At 66.2% G+C, this 14,641-nt stretch carries 13 protein-coding genes and 1 tRNA gene; 11 read left to right on the forward strand and 3 right to left on the reverse strand.

Annotated features, from left to right (window positions below; all coding sequences use genetic code 11):
• Positions 1-181 precede the first annotated feature (181 nt).
• The 4 genes from E3T37_RS11245 (at position 182) to E3T37_RS11260 (ending at position 5,109) form a co-directional block, all read left to right on the forward strand.
• Positions 182-1,738, forward strand: a complete 1,557-nt coding sequence (locus tag E3T37_RS11245; protein ID WP_134366871.1) for an IS1182 family transposase — start codon at positions 182-184, stop codon at positions 1,736-1,738.
• Positions 1,739-2,030: 292 nt separating this feature from the next.
• Positions 2,031-2,687 (forward strand): DedA family protein, encoded by a 657-nt coding sequence (locus E3T37_RS11250; protein ID WP_134366872.1) that lies wholly within the window; start codon positions 2,031-2,033, stop codon positions 2,685-2,687.
• A gap of 30 nt (positions 2,688-2,717) precedes the next feature.
• Positions 2,718-3,464 (forward strand): trimeric intracellular cation channel family protein, encoded by a 747-nt coding sequence (locus tag E3T37_RS11255; protein ID WP_134366873.1) that lies wholly within the window; start codon positions 2,718-2,720, stop codon positions 3,462-3,464.
• A 49-nt stretch (positions 3,465-3,513) separates the two neighbouring features.
• Positions 3,514-5,109, forward strand: coding sequence for an ABC-F family ATP-binding cassette domain-containing protein (locus tag E3T37_RS11260; RefSeq protein ID WP_134366874.1), 1,596 nt, complete (start codon positions 3,514-3,516; stop codon positions 5,107-5,109).
• Positions 5,110-5,370: 261 nt separating this feature from the next.
• Here the strand turns inward: E3T37_RS11260 and E3T37_RS11265 are convergent, their stop codons facing one another.
• Entirely contained in the window at positions 5,371-6,303 is a 933-nt protein-coding gene (locus E3T37_RS11265) for a cytochrome b/b6 domain-containing protein (protein WP_134366875.1), read from the reverse strand.
• A gap of 58 nt (positions 6,304-6,361) precedes the next feature.
• Positions 6,362-6,432: transfer RNA gene (locus tag E3T37_RS11270), tRNA-Gly, on the reverse strand.
• Positions 6,433-6,504: 72 nt separating this feature from the next.
• Between E3T37_RS11270 and dcd the strand changes: the two genes are divergently transcribed.
• Together dcd and E3T37_RS11280 are read left to right on the forward strand one after the other, a co-directional pair.
• Positions 6,505-7,128 (forward strand): dCTP deaminase, encoded by a 624-nt coding sequence (gene dcd / locus E3T37_RS11275; RefSeq protein ID WP_134366876.1) that lies wholly within the window; start codon positions 6,505-6,507, stop codon positions 7,126-7,128.
• 60 nt (positions 7,129-7,188) lie between these two features.
• Positions 7,189-7,710 (forward strand): hypothetical protein, encoded by a 522-nt coding sequence (locus E3T37_RS11280; RefSeq protein WP_134366877.1) that lies wholly within the window; start codon positions 7,189-7,191, stop codon positions 7,708-7,710.
• Here the strand turns inward: E3T37_RS11280 and E3T37_RS11285 are convergent.
• On the reverse strand, positions 7,707-9,035 hold the full coding sequence (locus tag E3T37_RS11285; RefSeq protein WP_134366878.1) for an MFS transporter: 1,329 nt from the start codon (positions 9,033-9,035) through the stop codon (positions 7,707-7,709). The two genes, E3T37_RS11280 and E3T37_RS11285, sit on opposite strands and share 4 nt — an antisense overlap.
• 188 nt (positions 9,036-9,223) lie before the next feature.
• On the opposite strand from E3T37_RS11285, the gene dnaK reads away from it, so the two are divergent.
• The 5 genes from dnaK to E3T37_RS11310 are packed head-to-tail and all read left to right on the forward strand — an operon-like array spanning position 9,224 to position 14,313.
• A complete protein-coding gene (gene dnaK / locus E3T37_RS11290) occupies positions 9,224-11,092 on the forward strand; it encodes a molecular chaperone DnaK (protein WP_134366879.1) in 1,869 nt (622 codons plus the stop codon).
• Entirely contained in the window at positions 11,092-11,715 is a 624-nt protein-coding gene (locus tag E3T37_RS11295) for a nucleotide exchange factor GrpE (RefSeq protein ID WP_134366880.1), read from the forward strand. Before dnaK ends, E3T37_RS11295 begins: the two co-directional genes overlap by 1 nt.
• Entirely contained in the window at positions 11,708-12,712 is a 1,005-nt protein-coding gene (locus E3T37_RS11300; protein ID WP_134366881.1) for a DnaJ C-terminal domain-containing protein, read from the forward strand. Before E3T37_RS11295 ends, E3T37_RS11300 begins: the two co-directional genes overlap by 8 nt.
• A 2-nt stretch (positions 12,713-12,714) precedes the next feature.
• The gene (locus E3T37_RS11305) at positions 12,715-13,155 is read left to right on the forward strand and encodes a heat shock protein transcriptional repressor HspR (RefSeq protein ID WP_134366882.1); all 441 of its coding nucleotides are present in this window, start codon (positions 12,715-12,717) and stop codon (positions 13,153-13,155) included.
• Between the two features lie 27 nt (positions 13,156-13,182).
• Positions 13,183-14,313: a methyltransferase gene (locus E3T37_RS11310; RefSeq protein ID WP_134366883.1), complete on the forward strand. Its 1,131-nt coding sequence runs from the start codon at positions 13,183-13,185 to the stop codon at positions 14,311-14,313.
• The last annotated feature ends 328 nt before the right edge of the window (positions 14,314-14,641 follow it).

A 14,641-nucleotide genomic window follows, 5' to 3' on the forward strand; every position in this document is an offset into this window, starting at 1 on the left:
CCAACTCGGCTTTGGTCTCGGTGAGTTCATCAGGATTCACGCCTGAAAATTAACAGATTCCAGCGACGATTAACAGCCGACACGCCCAACCTAACTAAGTACTACTGGGAGACTGCTGATTTATCCGACGCTTTAAGGCCCGCCTTTGTTGGTTTCGGCCGATGTGTTTAAGACTTGATTCATGCAGGGTCGTGATGATGGTCAGCGTCAGTTGTTGGATGTCGGTGCGTTCGCTGGGCACATGTTGCCGGCCGGGTCGGTGTTCGCGTTCCTCGCGGAGCACCGGCACGAGTTGTTCCCCGATGACGCGTTCGCGGACTTGTTTCCGTCGGGCCGGGGCCGCCCTTCGACTCCGGCGGACGTGATCGCGTCGGTGATGGTGCTGCAGACCCTGCACTCGTTATCAGATCGGGAAACAGCGGAAGCGGTCACGTTCGACCTGCGCTGGAAAGCGGCCTGCGGGTTCGGTCTGACGGAGACATCGTTCCATCCGACGGTGTTGACCTACTGGCGGCGCCGCCTCGCGGCAAGCACCCGTCCGCACCGTATTTTTGAGGCGGTGTCCGAGGTCATCGCCCAGTCCGGGGCGCTCTCGGGCCGGAAGCGGCGGGCGTTGGACTCCACGATCCTGGACGACGCGGTCGCCCGCCAGGACGCGGTGACGCAGCTGGTCGCGCAGATCCGCCGGGTCGGCCGCGAGGTCCCGGGAGCGGACATGATCGTCACGAGCCTGCCCGGCCACGACTACGCCAAGCCCGGCAAACCCGACATCGCGTGGGACGACAAGGCGGCCAGGGACGAGCTCGTTTCCCGGCTCGTGACCGACGCCCTGGCGTTGCTGACGGCGATCGATGCGGCGGCTTTGACGGAGCCGCAGCAGGAAACGGTCGCGTTGCTCGCCCTCGTCGCGGGTCAGGACGTTGAACCGGCCGAGGGGTCCGATGGCACCGATGGGCGGTGGCGGATCGCCCGGAAGGTCGCGCCGGACCGGGTGATCTCGACTGTTGACCCCGACACCCGCCACGCGCACAAGAGCCGGGAGAAGAAGCAAGACGGTTTCAAAGCCCACATCGCGATCGAGCCCGACACGGGTTTGGTGACCGCGGTCGTGTTGACGAAAGCGTCCGGGGCGGAGAACAGTGATGCGGCCCGCGGCGCCGCCCTGATCGCCGCGGACACCAGCATCGGGACAGACCCTGTCGATGTATTGGGCGATTCTGCCTATGGCAGCGGCGACCTCCTCGCCCAGGTCACTGCCGCCGGACATACCCCGATCATCAAGCCGATGCCGTTGAGTCGGGCAGTCCCGGGCGGGTTCACGATCGATGACTTCACCGTTGATGAGGCTGCGGGCACGATGACCTGCCCGGCAGGACTCACCCGGCTGATCAGCCCAAAACGACGAGTCACGTTCGGCAGTGCCTGCACCGGTTGCCCGCTCCGGGCCCAGTGCACCACGGCCACACGCGGTCGCAAGATGGAGTTGCATCCGCAGCAACAGATTCAACGCGAGCATCGGGCCCGCGCGCTTGACCCTGACTTTCAAGCCGTTTACCGACAGCACCGGCCGATGGTTGAACGCTCGATCGCATGGATGACTCGCGGGGCGAGACGGGTCCCTTACCGCGGCGTGGTCAAGAACCACGCCTGGTGGAACACCCGCGCCGCGGCCATCAATCTGAAGCGACTCCTGGGCCTCGGACTCACCAGCCAGAACGGGGTTTGGGCCCTTGGCTGAAGGCACCAGGCAGGGCAGGCACCCCAGCGCTCACACCGACCTCGAGAACATCGCTGGCCTGGCCAGACTCGCGACTCTGACTCGGCCCCGCGAGCAACCCAAACACGCCCACACGCGACTGAAAAAACGACCCACCTGACTCGCGAGAGCCACCGCACCCAGCTAAATCAGCAGGCTTCTAGGGGCCCCGGGGCGAACTGTTGCGGCTCCGCGAGGCCCGTCCGCAGGCGTTCAGCAGGCTGGGTGACCTAGTCTGGCCCTTTGTGTTCCGCGCCGACCGACAGGAATCGTCATGCACCCCACCCTCTTCGGGATCGACTTTCTCGACTCTGGATGGCTGATCGGCTGGTTCGGGTCGTTTGTGCTGCTCGGGGTCGCCGCAGTGGTGTTCATCGAGACCGGTTTCATCGTGCTCTCCTTCCTTCCCGGGGACTCCCTGCTCTTCACGGTCGGGCTGCTGACGGCGACGGGCGACGTGCCGTTCCCCATCTGGGTGACGTGCCTGGTCATCTTCGTGGCCGCGTTCTCCGGCGACCAGCTCGCCTATTACATCGGCCGAAAGGCGGGTCCGGCGGTCTTCAGCCGGGAGCAGAACCGGTTCTTCAACCCGCAGAACGTGGAGCGCACCAACGCCTTCTTCGCCAAGCACGGAGGCAAGTCCGTGATCATCGCGCGCTTCCTGCCCGTCTTCCGCGCCTTCGTCCCGGTTGCGGCGGGAGTCGGCAAGATGTCGTACCGCACCTTCGTGCTCTACAACCTGGCGGGATCGTTCCTCTGGGGCGTCGGCCTCACCCTGGTCGGCTTCGTCCTGGGGCAGATCGAGTTCGTCGCGAAGTACTCCGAGTTCTTCATCATCGCCATCGTGCTGATGTCGGGCATCCCGATCCTGACGGAACTCTACCGAGGCGTGCGCTCGTCGCGGCGGGCCCGCACCGCGAAAGTGTCGTGATCCGCCCCGAAGTGGGCGAAAATAGGTCCAGTGACACTTGAAACATCCGCATTGACCGAGATCATCACCGTCGTCGACCTTGCCGGGGTCATGGCGAACGCCATCCTCGGTGGAGTGGCCGCTCGAACCGCGCGGCTCGACCTGGTGGGTTTCGTGGTGCTGGCCATCATGTCGGGCCTCGGCGGCGGGATGATCCGGGACACCCTGCTGCAGCAGGGCACGCCCATCGGGCTGACCAATCCCGCCTACCTCATGTTCGCGGTGATCGGCGGGGTGATCGCGTTCTTCGTGACCTTCAACGGCCGCTGGTCTCGCCAGGCCCTGATCTTCGTGGACGTCCTCGCCGTCGGCTGCTGGTCGGCGGTCGGCGCGCAGAAGGCACTCGACGGCGGCCTGGGCTGGATGCCCGCCATCCTGCTCGGAGTTATCACGGCCGTCGGCGGGGGCATGGTGCGCGACATCATGCTGCTCCGGGTCCCCACGATCTTCGGCGGGAACACCCGCTACGCGACCAGCGCCGTGCTCGCCAGCACCGAGATGGTGGTGCTGAGCAAGCTCGGGTACGGGGCGGTGGGCACCGGGGTGGCGATCCTGAGCGCGGCGGCCCTGTCGCTGCTCGCCCGACGTTACGGCTGGGTGCTGCCGACGAGTTACACCCTCCGGATCCCGCGGCCGAGCCTGAATCCGCGAGTCTGGCAGGCCAGGCGAGCCCACGCCCGCAGAACAAGAGCGCCCCGCAGTCGGCAGCCCGGCCCCCGGCGGGTCAGGACCGGATGAGATCCCACGGCCTGCCCACGCCCAACACACCCTCGAGAGGACAGCAACAATGAGCCTGATCCGGCTGAACGATGTCAACGTGCGGTTCGAAAACGCGCAGATCCTGCGGGAGGCGTTCTTCCGCCTCGAACCGGGAGACCGGGTCGGAATGATCGGCAAGAACGGGTCGGGAAAAACAACGATCCTCAAACTGATCCTCGGTCAGGTGACCCCGGATGCCGGGACCGTCGCCCTGGAACCGGGCACCAGGGTGGGGTACTTCTCGCAGTTCTCCGAGCTGAACGGTGAGGCCACGATCACCGAGGTGCTCAACGGCCTGTTCGCACCGATCACGGCCATCGAATCCGAGCTGGCGTCGATCGATGCTGCCATTGCGGCGGACTCTTCGGCAAGCGCCGAACTCGACCGCCTGATCCACCGCCAGGCCGAACTGTTCGAAGAGATGGACCGACTCGACGGCTGGGACTACGCACGAAGCATCGACACGGCACTCACCACTCTGGGCTTCAACCAGGCGCACCGCGTCTGCGCGATCGATGAACTGTCCGGTGGCTGGCGCAACCGGGCCGCGCTGGCGAAGATCGTGCTGGAACGCCCGGACGTGCTGCTTCTGGACGAGCCCACCAACTACCTGGATGTGGCCGGTGTCGAATGGCTAGAGGCCTGGTTCCGGGACTTCCGCGGCGCCGCGATCATCGTCTCGCACGACCGGCGCTTCCTGGACGCCGTCGTCACCCGGATCATCGAGGTCGAGAATTTCCACCTGCACGAGTACCCGGGCAACTTCGGCGAATACGTGGTGCAGAAACAGTTCCGCCTGAAGACACTCGAGCAGCAGTTCGTGCACGAGTCCGAGCTGCTCGCATTCGAGGCGGAGGGCATCTCCGACCGGCGCGAGGCGGCGAAGGCGGCCAGCCGGGACCTGGGGAACCAGCTCGCCAAGATCAAGAAGGCCCGCACCCCGCGGCCCGTCGACCAGATCATCACCGAGATCTACGGCGGCCTGCACGTCAAGGATGCGCTCTGCCGGGTCGAGGGGCTGAGCAAGTCCTACGGTGAGAAGGTTCTGTTCGCGGAGCTCAGCTTCGAGATCAGGCGCAGGGACCGGATCGTGGTTCTCGGCTCCAACGGCAGCGGCAAGACCACGCTCCTCCGGGTCCTGACCGGGGAGGAACGGGCCGACTCCGGCGAGGTGGCCTGGGCCGGCGGCGCCGCCGTGGTCTCCTACAACCAGGTGCTCGCGGAACTCGACGACACGGACACGGTCACCCACGCCGTGAACGCGATGCCGGGCAGCCTCGCCCTCACGGCGACGCGCAAGTCGGTGAACAGGTTCCTCGCGATGTTCCAGTTTTCCGAGGCCGACCTCAAGCAGAGGATCGGCAATCTGTCCGGCGGACAACGGGCCCGCGTGGCCATGGCGCAGTGCCTGCTGTCCGGTGCCTCGGTGCTGCTGCTGGACGAACCCACCAACCACCTCGACCTGTCAAGCACGCAGGTGATGGAGCGGGCCCTGCTCCATTTCCCCGGGGCCGTCGTGGTGGTCAGCCACGACCGTTTCTTCACCGAGAAGATCGCCAACCGGCATCTGGTCTTCGGCGCGGAGGCGGCGCAACCCGGCGAAATCGACGTGCGCGTGGCCTAGCGCGAGCCCGCCCAGCCCAGTGGCGCCTAACCAATTCGACGGAGATTCTGCCCGAAAATACGTTTTCGGCCTGTTTTGGGCCCGATTCGGGCAAAATCTCCGTCGAATTCGTTCGGGCACGCATCGACCACCGCCGTGCGGACTCGTCCGGCTAGCTGTTGCCGCGCTCCCAGAAACTCGGACCGACGGGTTCCGTGAAGTCGCTCCGGGCGATGCTGTCGGGCTGGTCGTGGCCGGGCGAGTCGGAACTCGGCGCGGGATTCAGCGGGTCGTGACGGACCCTCCGAGCGAGGCGATGGCGCGGAGGAGGCGTGGGCCGGCGGCGAACCAGGCGACGAGCATCAGGGCCAGCGACGCGGCGAAGATCCAGAAGCCGGTCCAGCCGTCGTCGCTCTGCGCCGCGTACATGTGGTTCAGGTTGCGGAGCGCGCCGGTGGCGAAGACCAGGGTGACGTGGATCACGATAAAGAACAGGAAGAAGACCATGACGCCGACGTGGGCGACCCGGGTCGGGCCGAGCGGGACCAGCTTGCTGAGCCGGCGTGAGGTCCAGATCGGCGACAGACGGATGCCCGTGGCCAGGGCCAGCGGAGCCGCCACGAACACGATGAAGAAGTAGCTCAGGGTCTGGAGGGCGTTGTACTTCACCCAGCCGTCGCCGACCGGCCAGTTCAGGGAGGCGTACTGGATGGCTGCCGAGACGGCGTTGGGGATGATGCCCCAGCTGACCGGAACAATGCGAACCCACTGGCCGGTGGCGAAGAGCAGCACGTAGAAGGCGAGGCCGTTCAGCACCCAGAGGGCGTCGACCGTGAGGTGCACCCAGACGTTGATCCCCATCCGGGTGGGGGCTCCCGCGGTGCGGAGGAGGCCCGTGTTCCGCCGGGTCCAGAACATGGCCGGACGTCCCTGGCTGCGAATCTGCCAGCCCGAACGAACGATGAAGAGGATGAAGAAGGCGTTCAGTCCGTGCTGCCAGGCGAGCCAGGCCGGAAAGCCGACGGGTGCCCAGGTGGGTAACGCCGAGGCCCCCGGGAACTCGGCCAGGAAAGACTGCATCTCCGGCAGGGTACGAAGCCCCTTGGCGGCGAGCACCACCCCGGCCAGCAGCGCGATCGCCACGGGGATTGCCCAGGCCAGCTTGAACCAGACGCCACGGCCGGAGCCGATCTGACCGGCGCTGTCCGGTGTCACCGGCCGCCCTGTCGCACGATCGAGCAGTTCGGCATGGGGTTCTATCTTTCTGATGAAGAGCGGATGACGGGAATCGAACCCGCGCTATCAGCTTGGGAAGCTGAAGTTCTACCATTGAACTACATCCGCACGTCCGATCAGCGGGCGAGCCCGGATCGGAACGGTGCCAGCATATCAAGTCCGCGCCGTTAGGCTGGACCCGTGCTGCTCTCGGATCGCGATATCAAGGTTGAAATCAACGCGGGACGAATCAGTCTGGAGCCCTATCAGGCCGACATGATCCAACCGTCGAGCATCGATGTGCGTCTGGACGGCTTCTTCCGCCTCTTCGACAACCACAAGTACCCCTACATCGACCCGGCCGAGGACCAGCCGGATCTGACCCGGCTGATCGAGACCGCCGCCGACGAGCCCTTCATCCTGCACCCGGGCGAGTTCGTGCTCGGAGCGACGTATGAGAAGGTCACCCTTCCCGACGATGTGGCCGCCCGGTTGGAAGGAAAGAGCTCGCTGGGGCGGCTCGGGCTTCTGACGCACTCCACGGCCGGCTTCATCGATCCCGGTTTCACCGGCCACGTGACGCTCGAACTGAGTAACGTGGCGACTCTGCCGATCAAGCTCTGGCCCGGCATGAAAATCGGGCAGCTGTGCTTCTTCCGCCTGAGTTCGCCAGCCGAGCGCCCCTACGGATCCAGTGAGTACAGCTCGCGGTACCAGGGTCAGCGCGGGCCGACCGCCTCGCGGTCATTCCTGAACTTCCACCGCACGGATGTCCGGCCGTCGACCGGCCCGGCTACCGATGCGGACCTCGCCCGGGGCGAGTAGCTCCGACTCCCGGAGGCACCGGTTCATACGGATGCAACATACGCCCGGTAAAATCGGGGAATGACCACATCCGTGCCCAGTTTCACCGAGGCGCTCGTCGCCCCGGGACCGACGCCCGAGTACCCCGGACGGATGCGCCGGTTCGGCCAGCTCGTCGGAGCCTGGGCGGCGAAGGGGTCGCGCCTGAACGAGGTCAGCGGCGAATGGACCGAACGCGAATTCACCTGGATCGTCGAGTTCGTGCTGGACGGGCGCGCGGTGCAGGACGTGGAACTCGTCGTGAGCGGCTCGCATCCGACCGGCTTCAAAACCGTCTCGACGGCCCTACGGGTGTACGACCCGGATGCCGGGGCCTGGCGGGTCAGCTACTTCGCGCCGGCCGAAGGGGAATACTGCCACCTCGTGGCCACCCCGCACCGCAACGGTCTGCGCCAGGACGGCACCGGCACCGACGGTCGGCCGATCCGCTGGAACTTCGTCTCGATCACGGCCGACGCCTACGCCTGGGAGGGCTGGGTGTCCAACGACGAGGGCACGACCTGGCTGCTGGTGGAGCACAACGAGGCCACGCGCATCCGTTAGCCGATCTGGTCCTGCATGGCCTTCACCGGCAGCAGCAGCAGCAGCCCGGCGAGCAGCACCAGCATGATGCCGAGGATGCCCCAGTAGGTGGCCCCGAAGATCGTCACCATCAGGGCAAACATGGTCGGTGCGAGAAAGCTCACGGCACGGCCCGTCGTCGCGTACAGGCCGAACACCTCCCCTTCGCGGCCGGCCGGGATCAGCCGGGCCAGGAAGGTTCGGCTGGCCGACTGGGCCGGTCCGACGAAGAATGTGAGGGCCAGGCCCGCCGTCCAGAACACGATCTGACCGCCGTCGTGCAGCAGGAATACGAGGCTGCCGCAGACGATCAGGCCGATCAACGCGGTGACGATGATCGGTTTCGCGCCCAGCCGGTCGTCCAGCGACCCGGAGATGATGGTGGCGATACCGGCCACGACGTTGGCGGCGATCGCGAAGATGATCACCTCGCCGGGCGAGAACCCGAACACGGATGCCGCGAGCACGCCGCCGAATGTGAACACCCCGGCCAGTCCGTCCCTGAAGATCGCGCTCGCCGCGAGGAAGTAGACCGTATGGCGACTGGTCCTCCACAGGCGCGCGATGTCCTGACCGAGCACGACGTATGACCGGAGGAAACTCACGCGCTGCCGGCGCGTGGCGGCGGAGGAGCGGTATTCGGGCACCGACAGCAGCACCGGCAGGGCGAACAGGCCGAACCAGGCGGCCGCGATGAGCATCGCGACGCGCACCGACAGCCCGTTGTCGCCGGTCACGCCGAACAGGCCCACCTCCGGGCTGATGAAGCCGAAATACACGATGAGCAGGAGGACGATGCCGCCGAGGTACCCCATGCCCCAGCCGAAGCCGCTGACCTTGCCGATGGTGCGGGCAGTGGAGACCTGGGCGAGCATGGCATTGTAGTTGACGCTGGCGAACTCGAAGAAGACGTTTCCGGCCGCCACCAGGAACAAACCGAGCAGCAGGAAGTCCGGAGACGCCTGCACGAAGAACATCGCCGCGGTGAGGGCCACGACGATGAATGTGTTGATGCCCAGCCACAACTTGCGCCGCCCGGCCGTGTCCGACCGCTGGCCGGTGACCGGGGCGAGCACGGCCACCAGGATGCCGGCGATCGCCAGGGCCCAGCCGAGCTGGGCGGAGATGACGTCCTTGTCGCCGAACGCGGTGCCCGTGATGTACACGGTAAAGACGAAGGTCGTGACGACCGCGTTGAACGCGGCGGATCCCCAGTCCCAGAAGGCCCAGGCGAAGACGCGCCCTCTGCTGATCGCGCCTGGCAGTACCTGGGCGTCCGTGCCGCCTTGCTCCGTAATCCCGGTCATGCGCTGAGGCTAGTGGATCGCGGTAACCGACACGCAGCGTCGTGTGGTGAATCTTATAGTTGAGTCACTCACGCTCAACTCTCAGCTGCCCGGCTTGACTCCGATTTGAGACACTGGCACACTTGAGCCTGCACCACTCAACTCTGAGAAATCAGGGTGACCACAATACTCTGAAGGAGAACGCACACATGGCCCGTGCAGTAGGCATCGACCTCGGAACCACCAACTCTGTGGTGGCCGTCCTCGAGGGTGGAGAACCCACCGTCATCGCGAACGCCGAAGGCTTCCGGACCACGCCGTCCGTCGTCGCCTTCACCAAGGACGGCGAGGTGCTGGTCGGCGAGACCGCCAAGCGCCAGGCCGTCACCAACGTCGACCGCACCATCTCGTCGGTCAAGCGCCACATGGGCACCGACTGGAACGTCGCCATCGACGACAAGAAGTTCACCCCGCAGGAGGTCTCGGCCCGCATTCTGGCCAAGCTCAAGCGGGACGCCGAGGCGTACCTGGGCGACAAAGTGACGGATGCCGTCATCACCGTTCCGGCGTACTTCAACGACGCCGAGCGCCAGGCCACCAAGGAAGCCGGCGAGATTTCCGGCCTCAACGTGCTCCGCATCATCAACGAGCCCACCGCGGCCGCTCTGGCCTACGGCCTGGACCGGGGCAAGGAAGACGAGCTCATCCTGGTCTTCGACCTCGGCGGCGGAACGTTCGACGTCTCCCTCCTCGAGGTGGGCAAGGACGACGACTTCTCCACCATCCAGGTGCGTTCCACCGCGGGGGACAACCGCCTCGGCGGCGACGACTGGGACCAGCGCATCGTGGATCACCTGATCAAGAAGTTCAAGGAAACCACCGGCGTCGACGTCTCCAAGGACAAGATCGCCAAGCAGCGTCTCAAGGAAGCCGCCGAGCAGGCCAAGAAGGAACTCTCGAGCAGCATGTCGGCGAGCATCCAGCTGCCCTACCTGTCGCTGACCGAGAACGGCCCGGCGAACCTCGACGAGACGCTCACCCGCGCCCAGTTCGAGAAGATGACCGAAGACCTGCTCGACCGCACGAAGAAGCCGTTCCAGGACGTCATCCGTGAAGCCGGCGTCAAGGTGGAAGACATCGCCCACGTCGTTCTCGTCGGCGGCTCCACCCGCATGCCCGCCGTGTACGAGCTCGTCAAGGCCGAGACCGGTGGCAAGGACCCGAACAAGGGCGTCAACCCGGACGAGGTCGTCGCCGTCGGCGCCGCGCTGCAGGCCGGCGTGCTGAAGGGCGAGCGCAAGGACGTTCTGCTCATCGACGTCACCCCGCTGAGCCTCGGCATCGAGACCAAGGGCGGCATCATGACCCGCCTGATCGAGCGCAACACGGCCATCCCGACCAAGCGCAGCGAGACCTTCACCACGGCCGACGACAACCAGCCGTCCGTCGCGATCCAGGTCTTCCAGGGTGAGCGCGAATTCACCCGCGACAACAAGAACCTCGGCACGTTCGAGCTGACCGGCATCGCGCCCGCCCCGCGCGGCATCCCGCAGGTGGAGGTCACCTTCGACCTCGACGCCAACGGCATCGTGCACGTGTCCGCCAAGGACAAGGGCACCGGCAAGGAGCAGTCGATGACCATCACGGGCGGTTCCTCGCTCGCGAAGGAAGACATCGAGCGCATGGTGCGCGAGGGCGAAGAGCACGCCGCCGAGGACAAGCGCCGCCGCGAGGCAGCCGAGACTCGCAACACGGCCGAGCAGCTCGCCTACTCGATCGAGAAGCTGATCAAGGAGAACGACGAGAAGCTGCCCGAGGACGTCAAGTCCGAGGTGCAGGCCGACGTTGACGCCCTCAAGTCCGCGCTCGCCGGAGACGACGACGCGGCCGTGAAGACCGCCTTCGACAAGCTCAACGAGAGCCAGGGCAAGCTCGGCGAGGCCATCTACAAGTCCAGCCAGGCGGATGCCGCGCCCGGCGCCCCGTCCGACTCCGAGCCCACCGCTGAAGCGGGCAACCCCGACGAAGACGTTGTCGACGCCGAGGTTGTCGACGACGAGGACGAAGCGAAGAAGTAATGGCAGACGACACGAAGCGTCCAGAGGACGAGCCGTTTGAAGAGGGGGCACCCGTCGAGGGTGCCCCCGGGGCGGGCGGCGCGGAGCAGTCCGCGTCGGAGCCTTCCGAATCGGCGGACGCGGAGTTCTCGGCCGAGGGCATCGAAGAGGACGAGCTGACGGTGCAGGACATTCTGGACGCCGCCAACCGCGAAGTCGCCGAGCCCACGAGCGAGCACCTCGCCGACCTCAAGCGCGTCACGGCCGAGTACGCCAACTACCGGCGCCGCACCGAGGCGAACCGCGAGGTCGAGCGCGAGCGCGTCACCGTGGACGTCGTCAAGGGTCTGATCCCTGTGCTCGACGACCTCGATCGTGCTGAAAAGCACGGCGACCTCACCGAGGACTCGGCGTTCAGCACCATCGCGGCCAAGCTGCGGACGAGCGTCGAGCGACTGGGCGTTAAGCCGTTCGGCGCCGTCGGCGAGCCGTTCGATCCGACCATTCACGAGGCGATCTTCCAGCTGCCCACAGCGGATGTCGACACGGAAACCGTCGGGGACGTGATCGAGACCGGTTACTTCCTCGGCTCATCTCTCCTGCGCGTGGCCAAGGTCGTCGTTCAGGTACCGAGCGATGGCTAGCCAGGACTGGTTCGATAAGGACTTCTACAAGGTCCTGGGCGTCTCGAAGGACGTGACCCCGGCTGAGCTGAAGAAGGCGTATCGCAAACTCGCCCGCAAGTACCACCCGGACTCCAACCCGGGCAATCCTGCGGCCGAGGCGAAGTTCAAGGAGATCAGCGAGGCACACTCGGTGATCGGTGACCCTGCGCAACGCAAGGAATACGACGCCGTGCGCGCGATGGGCGGTGGAGCTCGCTTCACCGCCCCGCGCCCCGGCGGAGGCCAGGCCGGAGGCTTCGACGACGTCTTCGGCGGCATGTTCGGCGGCGGAGCGCGTCAGCAACAGCCCGGCTACTCCTACGAGCAGGGCGGGTTCGATGACCTGCTCGGCGGCATGTTCGGCCGCGGCCAGGGCGGCGGATTCGGCACCTCCAGCGGCGGTTTCCGCGGCTACGGCGGACCGACCCGGGGCCGGGACGTGGTCGCGTCGACCACGGTCGACTTCATCACGGCCACCCATGGTGACCAGATCACCCTGCAGACGCAGGATGGCCGGGCCATCAAGGTCAAGATTCCGGCCGGAGTGGCCGACGGGCAGAAGATCAAGCTGCGCGGCCAGGGGCAGCACAGCCCCGACGGCGGCGAGGCCGGCGACATCGTGCTCACCGTCAACGTGCGCAAACATCCGGTCTTCGAGCGGGATGGGCTGAACCTGCGAGTCGCGGTTCCGGTCACGTTCGTGGAGGCGGCTCTCGGCGCCACGATCGAGGTGCCGACCCTCGGCGGCGCGCCGGTCAAACTGCGCATCGCCGCCGGCACGCCGAGCGGCCGCGTGCTCCGGGTCAAGGGGCGCGGTGTCGTGACGCCCAAGGGCACCGGGGACCTCCTGGCCGAGGTGCAGGTCGCCGTTCCGTCACACCTGTCGAAGGACGCCGAGGAGAAACTCATGGCCTTCGCCGAGGCGGTGCCCAAAGAGAACCCGCGCGACGATCTTCTGGCGAAGGCGAGAGACTGACGGTGGATGAGAACACCCGGGTCTTCGTAATCTCGATGGCCGCCGAGCTTGCGGGTATGCACCCGCAAACCCTGCGCCAATACGATCGCCTGGGGCTGGTGAGTCCCGACCGCACACCCGGTCGGTCTCGCCGGTACTCGATGCGGGATGTGGCGAAGCTGCGTGAGATCGCGGAACTGGGCGCCGAAGGCGTGAGCCTTGAAGGCATCCGTCGCATCCTGGGGCTGGAAGACCACGTGCGCACCCTCGAATCCCGACTTCGGGAACTCGAATCGGCCCTGGCCGATGAACTGCTCAACCGTCCGGGCCGCCGCGTCTTCGCGGCCGGCTCGGCCGGTGAGGTCATCTCGATGCGTGCCGGCACCCGGACGCGGCGGTCGAATCAGATCGTCATCTGGCGCCCGCTCGATCACGGCGCCCTTCCACTCAAACGCCGGGAATAGGGCCCCGCGCCGGGCTAGCCTGAGGGAATGTCTGATTTTTCCTTCGACCGTCTGCGGCGCTACCCCGATGTGGAGGCCGATAACCTCTTCGCCGTGGATGCGAGCGACCGGCTGATCCTTGATCAGGCGGCCGATGCGCTGGGACCGGCAGAGGCCGGCGAGGTCGTCGTGCTCGAGGACAAATACGGGGCGCTCACCCTCGGCGCGGCGGCGCTGGCGGCTGCCCGCGACATCCGGGTGCACCAGGACGCACTCTCCGGGGAACTGGCCCTCGCCCGCAATGCGGCCGAGGCCGGTCTCTCCGACCGGTACCGCTCACTCGAGCTCGGCGAGGACCTGCTGGTGAATGCACGCGTGGTGCTGATGCAGTTGCCACGCAGCCTCGCCGCCCTCGATGAGCTTGCCGCCGCCATCGCTCGGTTCGCGGCACCGGACGTCGTCGTGATCGCCGGCGGGCGCATCAAGCACATGACCACGGCCATGAACGAGGTGCTTAGCCGGCATTTCGGTTCAGTCTCCGTCTCCCCGGCCCGGCAGAAATCCCGGGTGCTGACGGCATCCGTCCCCCTCCTGGCCGCAACGGATGGAGCCGTCTGGCCCCAATTCGTGGTTCATGCCGATTTAGGTCTGACGGTCAGTGCGCATGGGGCCGCTTTCGCCGGGACCACGATCGACATCGGTACGCGCTACCTGCTCGAGTTCTTGGACCGGATGAAGCCGGATGCTCAGGCGGCCATCGACCTCGGCTGCGGCACTGGCGTGATCGCGGCCGCCCTCGCCCGGCGTCGGCCGCGGTTGTGCGTGATCGCCACTGACCAGTCGGCCGCGGCCGTGGCCTCCGCCCGGGCGACCATGGCGGCCAATGAATTGCTGGATCAGGTCACCGTCGTGAGAGATGATGCGTTGAGCAGCCAGCCGGATGCGTCGGCGGAGCTGATCGTGCTGAACCCGCCGTTCCACATCGGTTCGTCGGTGCACGCCGGCATCGCGCTCAAGCTCTTCGACGATGCGGGGCGGGTGCTCCGACCGGATGGTGAGCTGTGGACGGTGTGGAACACCCACCTGGGCTACCGTCCAGCGCTGACTCGACTGGTCGGGACCACCCACCAGGTGGGTCGGAACTCCAAGTTCACCGTCACCGTATCGACGAGGCGATGACCGGGCGCGGGCCGCTCCGGCCGGGATCGATCAAGGCCGCTTGAGGCCATCGAAACCCGACACGCCCGGGATGCTGGAGCAAGTTGCGCGTCCCCGGTATTCACCGTAATGTCATTCAAGTCACCCCACAGGTTCGGAAAGCCGCAGAGCTTCCCGCCCTCAAGTGGGACGAAGGTTTTAGTTTCTTCTCATTCGCCTTTCCCGTTCAGGGAGCGACTGAGTAGAAACCAAGATGGTAACTCCCTCCGGCTGATGGTCGAGTTGGGTTTAGTGGTTGTTTGAGTTTGCTTTGGCGAACTGGAGATGAGCTGCTGGCCTCGATTTGACA

The organism is Cryobacterium sp. TMT2-10 (genome assembly GCF_004403075.1).
Lineage (GTDB): Bacteria > Actinomycetota > Actinomycetes > Actinomycetales > Microbacteriaceae > Cryobacterium > Cryobacterium shii.